Here is a 15698-nt window from a genome sequence, read left to right on the forward strand (position 1 = left end):
TCGTCAGTGAGTAGCGGGGACAGGATTTGAACCTGCGACCTCTGGGTTATGAGCCCAGCGAGCTACCGAGCTGCTCCACCCCGCGTCGGTGAATGCAACGCTACCACGGTGCGGGATGGCCTCCTGACCAGCACAGACCGAAGCCGACCCGGTCTGCCCGGGTCAGCTCCGGTCCGGCCGGGTCAGCTCGTGGGCCTGGTCGCCTTCGCCTCGGCGTCGGCCGCCTTCTGCAGGGCGTCCTGAAGTGCCTTCTGGGCATCGCCGTAGGCTTTCCAGTCGCCCTTGGCGAGCGCCTTCTGGCCGTCGTCGTACGCCTTCTGCGCGTCCTTGATGGCCTGGTCCACCGTCGCGTTGCCGGAGGCCGGCGGTGTGGTGGTGGGGGGCGTGGTCGGCGGTGTCGTCGTGGACGGCGGGGTGGCCCCGTCGGCTCCGAAGACCGCGCTGAGCGCGTCCGCCAGGTTGTCCTTGAAGACGGTCTTGTCGCCGTAGGAGACGCCGACCTTCTTCAGGAGCGGGTAGTTGGCGCTGCCACCGCGTGCGTACACCGGCTCGATGTAGAGGAAGCCCCCGCCGAGCGGCACGGTGAGCAGATTGCCGTAGTCGATCTCGGAGTCGGTGCCTCTCAGGTTCCGCACGAACTCGGCGACTTCGGGCAGACCGTTCAGCTTGCTCTGCACCTGTTGCGGGCCCTGCACGTTGTCGGTGACCCGGAGCAGTCTGATCTTGCCGTAGTCCTTGCTCGCGGCATCGGCGTCGATCGCCATGAACCCGCCCAGGTTGGGCCGGCCGTTGGGCGTGAACGTCGTGGTCAGCGAGAACTTCTTGCCCTCCGCCTCGGCGTTCGGCATCTTCATGGACAGGTAGTACGGCGGGACCGCGCTGTTGTCCTTGTTGGTCGGGTCGTCCGGAACCTGCCAGGCGTCACTGCCGCTGTAGAACTGCGCGGGGTTGGTGACGTGGTACCGGGTCAGCAGCTCGCGCTGCACCTTGAACATGTCCTGCGGGTACCGCAGGTGCGAGAGCAGGTCCTTGGGGATCTCGGACTTGGCCTTCACCGTGCCGGGGAACGCCTTCATCCAGGTCTTGAGGACCGGGTCCTTGTCGTCCCACTGGTACAGCGTGACCGTGCCGTCGTAGGCGTCCACGGTCGCCTTCACCGAGTTGCGGATGTAGTTGACCTGGTTCTGCTGGGCCATCACCGCGCGCTGGTTGTCGGTCAGCGAGTCGGTGGTGGTCTCGCCCAGGGTGGTGCGCGAGGCGTAGGGGTAGCCGTTGGTCGTCGTGTACGCGTCGACGACCCACTGGATGCGCTTGCCGACGACCGCCGGGTAGGCGTCGCCGTCGATGGTCAGCCAGGGAGCGACCGCCTCGACGCGGTCCTTGGGAGTGCGGTTGTAGAGGATCTTCGAGCCCTTGCCGATGGCTCCCGAGTACAGGATCTGCGGCTCGCTGAGGGTGACGGCGTACGCGGCCCGGTTGAACGGGTTCGACAGGCTCACCCCGCCCTTGCCCTCGAAGCTCGTCGTGACCTGGCCCTTGCCCTCGCTCTCGTAGTCGAGCTCCTTCTGGGGCCCGCCGACGATGGAGTACTGGTCGGTCTTCTCTCCGTAGTAGACGCGCTGCTCGTAGCCGGAGGCGAGCTGGCCGGTGGTGGGCAGCCCGGATTCGGTGAAGTCCGGCGCGCCGTTGACGTCCACACTGGTGCCCTTGGCCGCGATCGCGCCGAAGCCGTGGGTGTACGTGAAGTGGTCGTTGATCCAGTTGCGCTTGTCGATGCCCTTGAGGTTGAGCTCGCGCAGCCCGATGACGGTGTCCTGCTCCTTGCCGTCCTTGTCCGTGTAGCGGTCCACGTCCAGGGTCGAAGGGAACTGGTAGTACTTCCGCTGCTGCTGGAGCTGCTGGAAGGCGGGCGAGACGACGTTGGGGTCGATGAGCCGGTAGCTGGCCGCCGTGTCGGCCGCCGAGCGCAGCTTCGGGTTGTCCTTGGCGTCGGTGGTGCCCTTGTAGTCCGTCACATCCGCGTTGTCGATGCCGTACGCCTTGCGGGTGGCATCGATGTTCTTCTGGATGTACGGGGCTTCCTTGGCCTGCTCGTTGGGCTGGACCTGGAACTTCTGCACGATCGCCGGGTAGAGCCCGCCGATCAGGATCGCCGAGAGCACCATCAGGCCGAAGCCGATGACGGGCAGCTGCCAGGTGCGGCGCCACAGGGTCGCGAAGAACAGCACGGCGCAGATGACCGCGATGCAGAACAGGATCGTCTTCGCCGGCAGGTAGGCGTTGGCGTCGACGTACCGAAGGCCCGTCCAGTTGTTGGTCGCCTTGAAGTCACTGGACTTGACCGCCAGGCCGTACCGGTCCAGCCAGTACGCCACGGCCTTGAGCACCACGAAGACGCCGAGCAGCACCGAGAGGTGCCCGGTGGCCGCTCCCGTGGCGCGCGCCCCGGGGCTGGTGATGCGCAGCCCTCCGTACAGGTAGTGCGTGAGAGCGGCGGCGATGAGCGACAGGACGGCGGCGGCGAAACCGAAGCCGAGCATGAAGCGGTACCAGGGCAGGTCGAAGGCGTAGAACGACACGTCCAGATGGAACTGGGGGTCCTTCTGGCCGAACGGCACCCCGTTGACCCACATCAGCCAGGTGCGCCACTGACCGGAGGCCGAGGCCCCGGCGATGAGCCCGATGAGCGCGGTGATCCCGAGCAGCATCCACTTCTTGTACGGGGCGATGCCCATCCGGTAGCGGTCGAGGCTCTGCTGTTCCAGGGACATCGCGCTGAGCGGCGGCCGCAGCCGGTGCGCCAGCCAGATGTTCAGGCCGACGGCGAGAGCCATCAGCAGTCCGAACACGCAGAACAGTCCGATCTTGGTCCACAGCTGGGTGGTGAAGACCGACGAGTAGTGGACCGAGCGATACCAGAGCCAGTCGGTCCAGAACCCCGCGAACATGACGAAGGCCATGGCAAGCACGGCCAGAATGCCCAGTGTCATGAGCAGGGTCCGGACCCGGCGGGACGGCCGGCCGACTCTGATCCGTGGCCCGGACGGGCCTGAGCCGCGGTCCGGCATCTGGAAAGCCAAGGTGCGCACCTCGAAGTTCGCTGTCGTATGGGCGGGCCCCGCGATCGTAGGGCCCACTCATGCAACTTACTGAGGCTTTACTCAGTTCCCGATCGGGGGGTGAAAGAGGGCAGGATGTTGTCCATGTCCAACGTTTCCCCCTCCGGCCCTCCGATGGCCGCGAGCCCGCTCACCCGCGCGGTGCTCGAAATCGACGAGTACGCATCCGGTCTGGGCTGGGACAAGCCGGCCCGCCTCTTCGCCCTCGTCGACACCGCGAAGCTCCGTGCCCAGGCGCCGGGCCTGGTCTCCACCTCCGACGACGCCCAGGTCTCCGGGCTGACCCCGATCGAGCAGGAGGAGATCCCGCGGAACAAGCCGCTGGACAAGTTCCTCGGCACCATCGCCTGGCCCGACTCGGTGGCCGGCTGCGCGCTCACGGTGGAGCGCCTGATGCTGCCGCCGTCCGCCGAGACCTCCGTGCCCGAGGGCCTCGGCGACAAGGAGCTCGCCAAGTGGGTGGCCACGCACCCGGACCGCCAGGAGGTCCGGATGACGGTGGCGGTGCTGCGCGGCGGCGCCCGCGAGTCGGCGATCCGGCTGCGCGAGAAGGACTCTCCTACGGAGGTTCTGACCGGCCCCGACCTGGTGCCGGGCCTCGCCGAGGCGCTGGCCGCGACCTTCGCCTAACGACGCCGCGGGGGCGCGGCCCGCGTCACTTGGCCGAGCAGCTCGGCAGTCCGGCCGTGTCCCCCGTACGGATCTTGTCCAGGGACTGCCTGGCGTCGTGGATGGTGTCGACCTTCACCAGCGTGAGGCCCGAGGGGATGTCCGAGGCGGCCGCCTCGCAGTTGTCCTTGGGCGTCAGGAAGTAGCGGGCGCCCGCCTGGCGCGCGCCGATCAGCTTCATCTCGATGCCGCCGATCGGGCCGACCTTGCCGGCGTCGTCGATCGTGCCGGTGCCGGCGACGAACTTTCCACCGGTCAGGTCGTCGGGCGTCAGCTTGTCGACGATGCCGAGCGAGAACATCAGGCCCGCGCTGGGCCCGCCGACGTCGGCGAGCTTGATGTCGACGGTGAACGGGAAGGCGTGGTCGGTCCCGGCCTGGATGCCGACGATGGCACGGTCGCCGTCCGACGCCTTCTCGGTGGTGATGGTGAGCTTCTCGCCGCCCTCGGGCTCCTTGCCCGCCTTCTTGGCGGCTTCCGCCTCCTTGGCGGGGACGATCGTGAAGACGACGTTCTGGCCGGGCTTGTGCTTGGTGACGAGCATCGCGACGTCGGCCGGCTTGGTGACCGGGGCGCCGTCGACGGCCTTGATGGCGTCACCGGCGTGCAGCTTGCCCTCGGCGGGGCTGCCCTTGACGACCGAGGAGACGATGACCCAGTTCTTGACGGGGATGTTCAGCTCGTTCAGGGCCGCCACCTTGGCGCTCTCCTGGGACTGGCTGAACTCCTCGGCGTTCTCCTGGTTGGACTGCTCGTCGGTCTTGCCGTCCGGGTAGAGCGTGTCGTGCGGGACGACGACGCTGTCGTGCGCGAGCCAGCCGTAGACGGCCTCGACGATGTTCATCCGGTAGTCCGCACCGGTGACCCTGACCGTCGTCATGTTGAGGTGCCCGGTCGTCGGGTAGGTCTTGTGGCCGGAGATCTGCAGCACCGGCTCGCCGCCGGAGTCGCCGAGCGTGTTCACGGTGGGCCCGGGAGACATCTCGGAGTACGGCACTTTGATGAGCACCCCGGCACAGAGCAGCGCGATGAGCACGAGGGTGGAGGCGAGCATCGTCGCGGTGCGGCGTGGCATGGAACGACAGTACGGGACCGATCTGTGCGCCCACCCCTGGGGCCGGTCCGTACGGGGGCCGTTGGCGATCGCGTACGAAACGAGGGCGGTGTGCGCCGCTCGGGAACGCTCAGACGGCGTCGGTTCCGGAGTGCGATTTCGCCATCGCTTCACGGAACCGGCTGTACCCGGCGAGTTCAGCCACATCGCCGGCCGTGCGATTACGGGCTGCCCAGCTCGCCCATATCGCCGCGCCGACAGCAGCGCAAAGCGGAATCAGCAGCCACAGGAGTGCAGCCATTCCGACCTCCCGTCCCCAATGAGCAACCGCAACTGACAGATCAGCAGATTAGTCATCTGCCAGTCCAACGCTCACGCCAGGGGTGCGGTTACGCAAATCGGGGCGCAAGGCACCTGTTGGGTTTCGGACACGGAGGCCGCGTCAGCAGGCCCCGACCCACTCCTCCGTACCGTCCGAGAACTTCTGGTGCTTCCAGATCGGGACCTCGTGCTTGAGGTCGTCGATCAGCTTGCGGCACGCCTCGAAGGCCTCCCCGCGGTGCGGGCAGGAGACCGCGACGACGACCGCGATATCGCCGACGGCCAGATCGCCCACACGGTGGACGGCGGCCAGCGCGCGGACCGGATAGTCGGCGACGACCTTTTCGGCCACCCGGCGCATCTCCGCCTCGGCGCTGGGGTGGCAGGAGTACCCGAGCGTGTCGACGTCCGTGCCGCCGTCGTGGTTGCGCACGGTGCCCACGAAGAGCGTGGTGCCGCCCGCCGCGAAGTCGCCCGAAGCGGCGAAGACCTCGTCGACGGACAGCGGGCTGTCCCGGATCGCCAGGAGGCGGATGGGGTCCTGCGCCGCCTGCTCACCGGGGTGGTCGGGGTACGTGCGTGCCATGTTCCCATCGTGCCGTACGGCACCGACATCCCGGAATAGCTCTTTCGACCGGGTGCCGCGCGCCTGCGTAGGAGGGTCCTACAGCCCCCGGCGCTTGCGGGCCCTGCGCACCACTGCGGCGGCGCCGAGGAGCGCGACGGTGGCGCCCGCCGCACCGGCGGCCGTGGCGTCCTTGCGGCCGAGCCTGCGGCCCGCGACGGTGTGCCTGCCGGCGACCTCTTCGAGGAGCTCGGCGAGCACCTCCTCGTTGGTCCACTGCGGCCGCCAGCCCGCGTCGTGCAGGCGCCCGACGCTCACGACCCAGGGGTGCATCGTGTACGCGAGGTCTCCGGCCGGCGAGGGCGTGAGGCCGATCCGGTGCAGCCGGGCGGCCGCGCCCAGGGCGACCGCCGAGGGCAGCTCCATGCGGCGGATGCCGCTGAGTTCCTCGACCTCCTCCTGCTCAAGCCAACCGTCGCAGCCGACGGCGAACTCTCCGTCGACCTTCTCCAGAGCGGCGTACTCCAGCGCGCTGCACAGGTCGTCGACATGGCAGAACTGCCAGGTCGGACGGGATCCGGCGACGACCAGGAGGCGCGGCGACTCGAAGTACCGGGTGAGCGCGGTGTCCGTACCGCCCACCAGGACGGCGGGCCTCACCACCGTGACGTTGAGACCGGGGTGGGCGCGGGGTGCGCGCCGCCCCAGTCGCTCGATCTCCAGGAGGTCGCCGACGCCGGTCGCCTCCGCGGTGGCCCGCAGCTCGGCGTCCTCGGACAGCGGGATGTCGTTGTCGGGCAGCGCCCCGTAGACCATCGCCGAGGTGCACAGGACGACCCGGTGGACGCCGGCCGCGGCTGCGGCGGTCAGCACGGTCTGGGTGCCGCGCACGTTGTAGGCGGTGCGGGCCGCCGCGTCGGTCTCCAGGTCGAGGTCGAGCGCCAGGTGCACGACGACGTCGGCGCCCCGCAGCTTCTCGGCGATCGCCGGATCCCGTACGTCCAAAATGTGCCAGGTCGCCTCGGAGACCTCGCCCCGCCGTTCGTCGATGGCGACGACCTGCTTGACCTCGTCGGACGCGGCGAGCCGCGAGGTCAGCAGGGCGCCGATCCCGGACGCGGCACCGGTCACGGCGACGACGGGGCCGCGCGATGTTGAGGTTGAGAGGTTTCGCGCTGCGCGAACCTGCGGATCTGGGGAACTCACCGGGCGTCTCCAGCGGTTGTCTTCAGTACGTACGTTAATGACGCGTACGTACCAGGTGGCGTCCATCCTGCCGCAGGCCGCGAGGCGGCGGAGCACCGAGCCCTTATCCGGTTCGGATGTCTACGCTGGTCTTGTTGTGGGGAAGCCGCCGTCGGCAGTAGCCGACGGCCTGACGAGCCGAGGAAACCCGTGAGTGACACCCCATTCGGATTCGGCCTTCCGCCGGAGGAGCCGGAGAACGGCGACGGCAAGAAGAAGGACCCTGCCGGAGGTGGTCAGGGTGCCGGTGGCCAGGGCGGCAACCCCTTCGGCTTCCCGGGAGCCGGCGGCGGGGACAACCCGTTCGCCGCGATGTTCGGTTCGATGAACCCGAACGACCTGGGCGCCGCCTTCCAGCAGCTCGGCCAGATGCTCAGCTACGAGGGCGGTCCCGTGAACTGGGACATGGCCAAGCAGATCGCCCGCCAGACGGTCGCCCAGGGCACCGCGGACGGCACCAAGGACGAGAGCGTGGGCCCCGCCGAGCGGTCCGCCGTCGAGGAGGCCGTGCGTCTGGCCGACCTGTGGCTGGACGACGCGACGTCGCTGCCCTCGGGCTCCACCACGGCTGTGGCGTGGAGCCGCGCGGAGTGGGTCGAGGCCACCCAGCCCGCCTGGAAGGAACTCGTCGACCCGGTCGCCGAGCGCGTCGGCGCGGCCATGGGCGGCGTCCTGCCCGAGGAGATGCAGGCCATGGCGGGCCCGCTGATCGGCATGATGCGCTCCATGGGCGGCGCCATGTTCGGCCAGCAGATCGGGCAGGCCGTCGGCACGCTCGCGGGCGAGGTCGTCGGCTCGACCGACATCGGGCTGCCGCTCGGCCCGGCGGGCAAGGCCGCTCTCCTTCCGCTGAACATCGAGGCGTTCGGCAAGGACCTGGGCGTCCCCAAGGACGAGATCCGGCTCTATCTGGCCCTGCGTGAGGCCGCCCACCAGCGGCTCTTCGCCCATGTGCCGTGGCTGCGATCGCACCTGTTCGGCGCGGTCGAGGGCTATGCGCGCGGCATCAAGGTCGACACCGCGAAGCTGGAGGACGCCGTCGGCCAGCTCGACGTGTCGAACCCGGAGCAGCTGCAGGAGGCCCTCCAGCAGGGCATGTTCCAGCCGGAGGACACCCCCGAGCAGAAGGCCGCGCTGGCCCGCCTGGAGACGGCCCTCGCGCTGGTCGAGGGCTGGGTCGACGCGGTGGTCCACGCGGCCGCCAAGCCCCGGCTGACCTCGGCGGACGCGCTGCGCGAGATGCTGCGTCGGCGTCGGGCGACCGGTGGCCCGGCCGAGCAGACCTTCGCCACCCTGATCGGCCTGGAACTGCGGCCGCGCCGGCTGCGGGACGCCTCGCGCCTGTGGGCCTCGCTCACCGACGCGCGCGGTGTGGACGGCCGGGACGACCTGTGGGAGCACCCGGACATGCTGCCGACCGCGTCCGATCTGGACGACCCGGACGGCTTCGTGCACCGCGAGCACCTCGACTTCTCGGAGCTGGACAAGATGCTGGGCGAGGCCGCCGAGCAGAGCGGCCCTTCCCTGAAGAAGGACAAGGGCGCCGAGGCCGACGAGGAGACCGACGGATCCGACGACGGCAAGGGCGATTCCGACAAGTGACCCTGCACGACGACGCGGCCCTCGTACTGAAGGCGTACGAGGGCCAGGCCGAGCTGCGCCAGGCCTATCTGGATCATCTCTGCGCACACCCCGACGGCATGTGGAAGGCCTGCGAGGCGGGCCACCTCACGGCGAGCGCGCTGGTCATCGACCCGACGCGGGGCCGGGTGCTGCTCACGCTGCACAAGAAGCTGAACATGTGGCTCCAGATGGGCGGCCACTGCGAGCCGGGCGACGCCACGGTGGCGGCCGCCGCGCTGCGCGAGGCCGAGGAGGAGTCCGGCGTCGCCGGTCTCACGCTGCTCGCGGGCGGCCCGGTCCGCCTCGACCGGCATCCGATCCCGGCGCCCTGCCACTGGCACCTGGACGTCCAGTACGCGGCGCTCGCCCCGGCCGGCGCGGTCGAGGCGATCAGCGACGAGTCCCTGGACCTGCGCTGGTTCGGCTACGACGAGGTGGCCGCGGTCGCCGACACGTCGGTGGTCAACCTCCTTGAGGCGACCCGCGCGCGACTGTAGCCGGAGACCGGACCGGCCCCAACTGACATAAAAGTAAGGGGCGTTCGCCATGGCGAGCGCCCCTTACCCGTGCCCCTGAAGCCTAGCTCCAGGCGTTGCCCTGGTTCTGCGCGTGGACGCCCTGCTGGCCCATGCCGTACTGGGCGCGCAGGCCCTGCCCGATCATCGCGTTCTGCGGCGGCAGCACCTCGCTCGGCTGGACGAGGGCGAAACCCTGGCCCAGGAAGCTCAGTTCCCAGCCCTCGCCCGTGTTGCCGCGGCGCCGCCAGACGCCCGTGGAGTGCGTCTGCGCCTGCATCTGCACGCGCAGCGAGGTCGACCACGCCACGATCGCGTCCGCGTCCGCGTTGACGTACTTGTCGGGCGTGACCTGGAGCATCAGCGGCTGTCCCGAGGTCATCAGGACGACCTTGCCGGTGCCGGTGATGTTGAGCTGGTACTTGCCGGTGCCGGAGACCCCGTACTGGCTGTCCACGGCGATGACTTCGTAGTGCAGCGAGGAGTCCATCGCGAGGACGTAGCCGCTGTCGACGGTCAGCCCGTCCCGGTCGACGTCCACCACATGGACGTGCTGGGCCAGGTTGGCGAGGTAGACCGTGCCCTGGCCCGAGACCCGCATCAGGTCCAGGCCCTCGCCGGTGTGGGCGCGGGCGCGCTGCTGCCCGTTCGACTGGTACTCGCCGTCGAACTCCATCAGCCCCTGGTAGGCGACCATCGAGCCCTTGCGGGCGAGGAGGTCGTCGTGGCCGGTGAGCACGGCCCGCAGCAACTGCGGGTTCTGCGCCGTGTACCGCTCCTGGGACTGCTGCTCGGTGTAGCTGAAAAGCGGGCTCTGCATGGTGTCTCTCCCCCTAGCCCCGGGCCCGCAGGCGGTCCGTGCTGTCCTCACTCGGCTGTACGACCACGATGCCCTGGCCCGAGAAGGCCATCTGGAAGGCCTCTCCGCTGCCCCTGCCGATCAGCGAGGACGCCTTGAAGCTGCGCTTGCCCTTCACCTTCAGGTTCGGGGACCAGGCGACCAGGGCGTCCGGGTCGACGTACGTCTCGTCCTCGCCGCTCCCGCAGTCGACGACGACCGGGGTGCCGCGCGAGGTCAGGGCGACCCAGCCGGTGCCGGAGATCTTCACGTTGAACAGGCCCTGGCCCGCGAACTTGGCGAGCCCCTTGACCCGTTCGACGCCCCACTGGAGGCTCGCGTCGAAGGCGAGCACATTGGTGCCGTTGACGGAGAGCGCGTCGTTGTTGAGGTGGACGATCACGACGTTGGCGCCGTAGTCGGCGAGGTAGAGCAGGCCGTCGCCGGTGCACTTCATGAGCGGCGCGCCCTCGCCGGTGATCCAGTCCCGGGCCATCTGGCGCACGGCGGGCGGGTTGGGCTCGTACTGGATGAAGCCCTCGTAGGCGACCATCGAGCCGACCCGGGCGAGCAGGTCCTGGCCGGTGGCCATGGCCACCTTGAGCATGGCGCTGCCGTGGTTCTCCATCCGGGCCGCGACGGGCGTCGGGGCGTAGCCCGCGAGTTGCTGGTTCATTCTTCGGGCTCCCTCAGACCTCGTACGGCTGGACGACGATGAAGTTGCCGGGGGCGCCCCGGAACTGGAGATTGACGGATTCGCCGCTGTGTCCCGGATAGGCGTTGCGGCGCAGCCGGACCTGGCTGGAGACGATCACCTGGGACGCGGCGGACCAGGCGACGATCGCGTCGCTGTCGGCGAACGTGGTCGGCGTGACCGGCAGCACCACCGGGGTGCCGTGCGTCATCACGACGACGGTGCCGGTGCCCTGGAACAGCATGGTGAACAGGGCGCCGCCGGGGATGCCGTGGCCCTCGATACGGCGGACCTCGTACTGGAGCGACTCGTCGAAGGCCAGGACGTTCTCGGAGGAGACGCAGATGCCGTCGCCCTGGAGCTCGATGGGGTGGAGATAGGAGCTGTTCTCGGCGAGGAAGACCTGGCCTCGGCCGGAGCAGCGCATCAACTGCATTTCCTGGCCGGTCGCGTTGCCGACGATGCGGCCCGCGAAGCCGGCTCCCTTGTAGCCGAAGTCGACCTTGCCCTGGTACATGACCATGCTGCCCTGGCGGGCCAGGACCGGCTGGCCGCCGGTGCCGAGGTCGACCCGGACCAGCTGCTTGTTCTGCGATGTCCAGCGCTGGCCGGTGGGCAGTTCCTTGTACATCTGGATGGCGGAGTGAAGGCCGCCACCGCCCTGGGGCACGCCCTGCGGCTGCCCATAGGGCGCGGGCTGTCCATAGGGCGCCTGCTGGCCGTACGGGGCGGGGGCGCCCGGCGTCGGTGTCTGGCCAGGGATGTGGCCGAACTGCGGCTGCTGCGGCGGCTGTCCGTACTGAGGCTGCTGCGGCTGCCCGTACGGGGAAGGCGCGGGCGGCGGCGGCACGGTGCCGGGCACCAGGTGCATCGGCGCGGCGATGGTCGGGGCGGCGTGGATCTGCGGGCTGGGCGCGGGAGGCGGCGGCGGGGTGGATCCCTGCGGCGGCGCGTAGTGCTGCGGGGCGGGCGCGGCGGCTTGGGGTGGCGGCGCGAAGCCGGGGGCCGCGCTCTGCGACTGCGCCTGCGGCTGCTGCGGGGCTGCGGGCTCCTCCTCCAGGACCTCGCCGCCGAAGTTCTTCAGGAGGGCTTCGAGGCCACCGTCGAAGCCCTGGCCGACCGCGGCGAACCGCCAGACGTCCTTCAGGTAGAAGTCGCCGAGCATGACGGCCCGCTCGGTGCTGAACTCCGCACCGGTGAAGGAGTACCGGACCACTTCCTCGCCACCGGCGACGACCCGGATGTAACCCGGGCCCACCTGCGACATCTGGCCGGCGCCGTCGAGCGTCGCGGTGAAGGAGAGCTTGTGGATGTTGGCCGGGACGCGGTCCAGGGTGACGCGGAACGACTCGCTGTCACCGGACTGGGCACCGAGGAGCTGGATCGACCCCTCAGGGGATTTCGGCTGGTTGAAGAAGACGAAGTAACGGTCGTCGGACAGCTGCTCGTTGGCGTCGAGCCCGAAGCAGCTGATGTCGAAGGTCAGCCCGGGACCGCCGATCTGCACGCCTACGTACAGATCCGTCCCTGCCGTGAGATCACTGACCTTGGCCTTGTGGCCGCGCTGGAATTCCCTGGCCATGCGTACCGACCGTCCCCCATCCCGAGGTGATTGCGTCGCGCCAGGCTAACGGCTGCCTCCGACAATCGGCGAAGCCGCTACACATTCGGTACAGAACCGCCGACTCTCACTCTCCGCGGGCGGCGGGCAGGTGCGGAAGGCGGTCGGCGGCCACCACGCCTTCGAGGTAGCCGCGGGCCCGTTCGGTGCGCGGATAGGCGTCGAGGAGCCGCCAGAACCGGGGTCCGTGACCGGGCACCAGGAGGTGGGCCAGCTCGTGGACGAGCACATAGTCGACGACGTACTCCGGCATGCCCTGCAGCCGGTGCGAGAGGCGGATGCTGCCCTCGGCGGGGGTGCACGAGCCCCAGCGGGTGTTCTGGTTGGTCACCCAGCGCACCGACGCGGGGCGGGCCCGGCCCTCGAAGTACTGCTCGGACAGACGCTCGGCGCGCTCGGTCAGTTCCGCGTCGCCCAGCATGCGCTTGCTCTCCTGCGCCGCCAGTTTGTCCAGCATCACCGTGACCCAGCGCTGCTCCTCGGCCTCGGACATCCGGGCCGGGATCAGAACGATGGTGCGGTCGCCCTCCCGGTAGGCGGAGACCGTTCTGCTGCGCCGGGTGCTGCGGCGGACCTCGACCGCGCTCGTCGCCGGACCGCGTGGCGGCAGGCTGGTGGGGCTGCGCGGCGGGCTTCCGGCACTCTGCAGTGGGTCGGCGGGCACGCCCCGACGTTACCCGCTGCCAGTGGGGGAAGTCCCGCCTCCGGGTCGGTTGAGCCATGATCCATCCGACGGGGTGCAGCATTTGAATGACTAATACCCCTCGCCTGTGGACAACTTTTCACGCCCTTCGCCGCAGCCGTGCATTCTGGCCCCATGGCGCACGACGGCCTGCGATCGGGCAGGTTCCGGGGACGTGCGCAGGTGCGGAACAACGGGGGTTCGACCATGCATCCGATGCTGAAGCCGGCACTGCGCCGGGCCTGGCGGGACCGGCAGACCGTGCAGTTCGGGATCACACCCGCGCAGGCAGTGGTCGTGTCGCCGGTGGACCCGGCGACTGGCCATTTCCTGGAACTGCTCGACGGCACACAGGGCCTGCCGCTCCTGTACGAGCGGGCGCGCGCCCTGAACCTGCCGCCCGGTCAAGTGGACGAGCTGGTGGCCCGGTTGACGGCGGCGGGCGTGGTGGACGATCCGACGGCGGGCGGCCCGGCGGCCGGTGCGTTACGGAAGCGGTCGGATGCGCTGGAGCGACTACGGCCGGATCTGGCTTCCCTCTCGCTCATCCACCCCGAGCCGGGCGACGCGGCGCGCAGGCTGGCGGCCCGCAGGGCCATACGCGTCCAGGTGCGCGGCGCCGGGCGGGTGGGCGCGACCATCGCCGCGCTTCTCTCGGGCTCCGGGGTGGGCCGGGTCGACGTCCTCGACGGCGGCGTCGCGCAGCCGGGCGATGTGGCCCCGGGCGGGCTGCCCGAGCGGTCCGTCGGCGAGCGGCGGGCGACGGCGGCGGGACAGTTGGTGCGGCGGACGGCGCCGGGCGGACCGCCGCGCCAGGGCCGGGACGCGGAGCAGACCGCGCTCTCGCTGATCGTGGTCGCTCCCCGCGAATCGCTCGATGTGTACGCGCCGAACGCGATGGACGCCGAAGACTGGATCGGGGCCGGAATTCCCCATCTGTACGCGGGAGTTGTGGAGACCACGGGGATGGTGGGGCCGCTGGTGCTGCCCGGCGGCACCGGGTGCGCGGGATGTCTCTCGCTCGGCCGCACTGAGCGCGATCCGAGCTGGCCGCGGCTGCTCGCGCAGTGGCGCTCGGGGCGGCAGCGCACCGCCGTACCGGCCTGCGACCTGGCGCTCGCGACAGCGGTCGCGGGGCTCGCGGCGGGGCATGCTCTGGCATTTCTCGACGGCGATCTTCCGGCGAGTACGGGCAGCCGCTGGGAGGCCTCGCTGCCCCAGCTCGACTGGCGGTCCACACCGATCGAGCCACACCGCGACTGCTTCTGCGGCGCGGTTGGGAACACTCAGGGGGAGCAGGTCTCGGGGGCCGTCGGGCCACACGACACAATGGCCCGGTAACGCCTGCGAGGGCGCTGCTGTCTGGGATTTGGAGGGGCGCATGTCTGATCTTCCCCGGAAGGCGGTCACCCGGACCGCCAAGCTGGCCGCGCTGCCACTTGGCTTCGCGGGCCGGGCCACCTGGGGCCTGGGCAAGCGGATCGGCGGGAAGTCCGCGGAGCTGGTGGCGCGCGAGCTTCAGCAGCGGACCGCCGAGCAGCTCTTCAAGGTCCTGGGCGAGCTGAAGGGGGGTGCGATGAAGTTCGGGCAGGCGCTGTCCGTCTTCGAGTCGGCCCTGCCGGAGGAGGTCGCCGGCCCTTACCGGGCCGCCCTGACCAAGCTCCAGGAGGCGGCGCCGCCTATGCCGACCCGCACGGTCCACGCCGTACTGGAGGAGCGGATCGGCGCCGACTGGCGGGAGTTGTTCCTGGAGTTCGAGGAGAAGCCGGCGGCGGCCGCCTCGATCGGGCAGGTGCACCGGGCGGTGTGGCACGACGGGCGCGAGGTGGCCGTCAAGGTGCAGTATCCGGGGGCGGGCGAGGCGCTGCTCTCGGATCTGACGCAGCTCAGCCGGTTCGCCCGGCTGCTCGGCCCGCTGATCCCGGGGATGGACATCAAGCCGCTCATCGCCGAGCTGCGCGACCGGGTCTCGGAGGAGCTGGACTACGAGCTGGAGGCCCGGGCCCAGCGGGAGCACGCCGCAGAGTTCGCAGGCGACGGCGATGTGCTGGTGCCCGATGTGGTGCACCAGTGCGACCAGGTCCTGGTCACCGAGTGGATCGAGGGGATACCGCTCTCGGACGTGATCAAGGACGGCACGCCGGAACAGCGGGACAGGGCCGGGCAGTTGCTGACCCGGTTCCTGTTCTCGGGCCCGGCGAGGACCGGGCTGCTGCACGCCGATCCGCATCCGGGCAACTTCCGGCTGCTGCCGCCCGAGAAGGCGGGCGGCCAATGGCGGCTCGGCGTCATGGACTTCGGCACGGTGGACCGGCTGCCCGGCGGGCTGCCCGCGACCATCGGCGAGTCCCTGCGGATGACGCTGGAGGGTGAGGCCGAGGCGGTGTACGAGCTGCTGCGCGGTGAGGGCTTCGTCAAGGAGTCGATCGACCTCGATCCGGACGCGGTCCTCGACTATCTGCTGCCGATCATCGAGCCGGCCCAGGCCGACGAGTTCACCTTCAGCCGGGGCTGGATGCGCGGGCAGGCGGCCCGGATCGCCGATCCCCGTTCCCCCGCCCACCAGTTGGGCAAGCAGCTCAACCTGCCGCCGTCGTATCTGCTGATACACCGGGTGACGCTGTCCACCATCGGGGTGCTGTGCCAGTTGGACGCGACGGTGCGCATGCGGGACGAGCTGGAGGAGTGGATGCCCGGGTTCCTGGCGGACGCGCCGGAGGAGGCGGAGGCGGCCGAGGAGGCGTGAGGGCGG

The 15698-nt window shown here is 70.1% G+C and carries 14 protein-coding genes and 1 tRNA gene; 5 read left to right on the forward strand and 10 right to left on the reverse strand.

The features are described 5' to 3' along the window. Positions 1 to 11: 11 nt before the first annotated feature. Positions 12 to 85, reverse strand: a tRNA-Met gene (locus ACWC2B_RS14945). A gap of 97 nt (positions 86 to 182) precedes the next feature. Then, positions 183 to 3068, reverse strand: coding sequence for a UPF0182 family membrane protein (locus ACWC2B_RS14950; RefSeq protein ID WP_450716990.1), 2886 nt, complete (start codon positions 3066 to 3068; stop codon positions 183 to 185). Positions 3069 to 3203: 135 nt separating this feature from the next. Between ACWC2B_RS14950 and ACWC2B_RS14955 the strand changes: the two genes are divergently transcribed. Continuing rightward, positions 3204 to 3749: a PPA1309 family protein gene (locus ACWC2B_RS14955; RefSeq protein ID WP_450716861.1), complete on the forward strand. Its 546-nt coding sequence runs from the start codon at positions 3204 to 3206 to the stop codon at positions 3747 to 3749. Positions 3750 to 3774: 25 nt separating this feature from the next. Here ACWC2B_RS14955 and ACWC2B_RS14960 read toward each other — a convergent pair whose 3' ends face one another. The 4 genes from ACWC2B_RS14960 to ACWC2B_RS14975 form a co-directional block, all read right to left on the reverse strand. Further along, positions 3775 to 4863 (reverse strand): YlbL family protein, encoded by a 1089-nt coding sequence (locus ACWC2B_RS14960; RefSeq protein WP_450716862.1) that lies wholly within the window; start codon positions 4861 to 4863, stop codon positions 3775 to 3777. Between the two features lie 109 nt (positions 4864 to 4972). Then, positions 4973 to 5143: a hypothetical protein gene (locus tag ACWC2B_RS14965; RefSeq protein ID WP_450716863.1), complete on the reverse strand. Its 171-nt coding sequence runs from the start codon at positions 5141 to 5143 to the stop codon at positions 4973 to 4975. 141 nt (positions 5144 to 5284) lie between these two features. Then, positions 5285 to 5749, reverse strand: a complete 465-nt coding sequence (locus ACWC2B_RS14970; RefSeq protein ID WP_450716864.1) for a molybdenum cofactor biosynthesis protein MoaE — start codon at positions 5747 to 5749, stop codon at positions 5285 to 5287. 78 nt (positions 5750 to 5827) lie between these two features. After that, positions 5828 to 6934: an SDR family oxidoreductase gene (locus ACWC2B_RS14975; protein WP_450716865.1), complete on the reverse strand. Its 1107-nt coding sequence runs from the start codon at positions 6932 to 6934 to the stop codon at positions 5828 to 5830. A gap of 189 nt (positions 6935 to 7123) precedes the next feature. Between ACWC2B_RS14975 and ACWC2B_RS14980 the strand changes: the two genes are divergently transcribed. Both ACWC2B_RS14980 and ACWC2B_RS14985 read left to right on the forward strand, forming a co-directional pair. Then, a complete protein-coding gene (locus ACWC2B_RS14980; RefSeq protein ID WP_450716866.1) occupies positions 7124 to 8575 on the forward strand; it encodes a zinc-dependent metalloprotease in 1452 nt (483 codons plus the stop codon). Further along, complete coding sequence (locus ACWC2B_RS14985) at positions 8572 to 9093, forward strand: NUDIX hydrolase (protein ID WP_450716867.1); 522 nt, start codon at positions 8572 to 8574, stop codon at positions 9091 to 9093. The genes ACWC2B_RS14980 and ACWC2B_RS14985 overlap by 4 nt, the downstream gene beginning before the upstream one ends. Positions 9094 to 9175: 82 nt before the next feature. Here the strand turns inward: ACWC2B_RS14985 and ACWC2B_RS14990 are convergent, their stop codons facing one another. From ACWC2B_RS14990 to ACWC2B_RS15005, 4 genes are all read right to left on the reverse strand, one after another. Continuing rightward, a complete protein-coding gene (locus ACWC2B_RS14990; protein ID WP_450716868.1) occupies positions 9176 to 9931 on the reverse strand; it encodes an AIM24 family protein in 756 nt (251 codons plus the stop codon). A gap of 13 nt (positions 9932 to 9944) precedes the next feature. Continuing rightward, positions 9945 to 10625 (reverse strand): AIM24 family protein, encoded by a 681-nt coding sequence (locus tag ACWC2B_RS14995; RefSeq protein ID WP_450716869.1) that lies wholly within the window; start codon positions 10623 to 10625, stop codon positions 9945 to 9947. A gap of 13 nt (positions 10626 to 10638) precedes the next feature. Next, a complete protein-coding gene (locus tag ACWC2B_RS15000; protein ID WP_450716870.1) occupies positions 10639 to 12225 on the reverse strand; it encodes a TerD family protein in 1587 nt (528 codons plus the stop codon). A gap of 106 nt (positions 12226 to 12331) precedes the next feature. Then, positions 12332 to 12928, reverse strand: a complete 597-nt coding sequence (locus tag ACWC2B_RS15005) for a M48 metallopeptidase family protein (RefSeq protein ID WP_450716871.1) — start codon at positions 12926 to 12928, stop codon at positions 12332 to 12334. 225 nt (positions 12929 to 13153) lie between these two features. On the opposite strand from ACWC2B_RS15005, the gene ACWC2B_RS15010 reads away from it, so the two are divergent. Beyond that, the gene (locus ACWC2B_RS15010) at positions 13154 to 14287 is read left to right on the forward strand and encodes a ThiF family adenylyltransferase (protein WP_450716872.1); all 1134 of its coding nucleotides are present in this window, start codon (positions 13154 to 13156) and stop codon (positions 14285 to 14287) included. 40 nt (positions 14288 to 14327) lie between these two features. Further along, complete coding sequence (locus ACWC2B_RS15015; RefSeq protein ID WP_450716873.1) at positions 14328 to 15692, forward strand: ABC1 kinase family protein; 1365 nt, start codon at positions 14328 to 14330, stop codon at positions 15690 to 15692. Positions 15693 to 15698: the final 6 nt, after the last annotated feature.

The organism is Streptomyces sp. NPDC001415 (assembly GCF_053597395.1).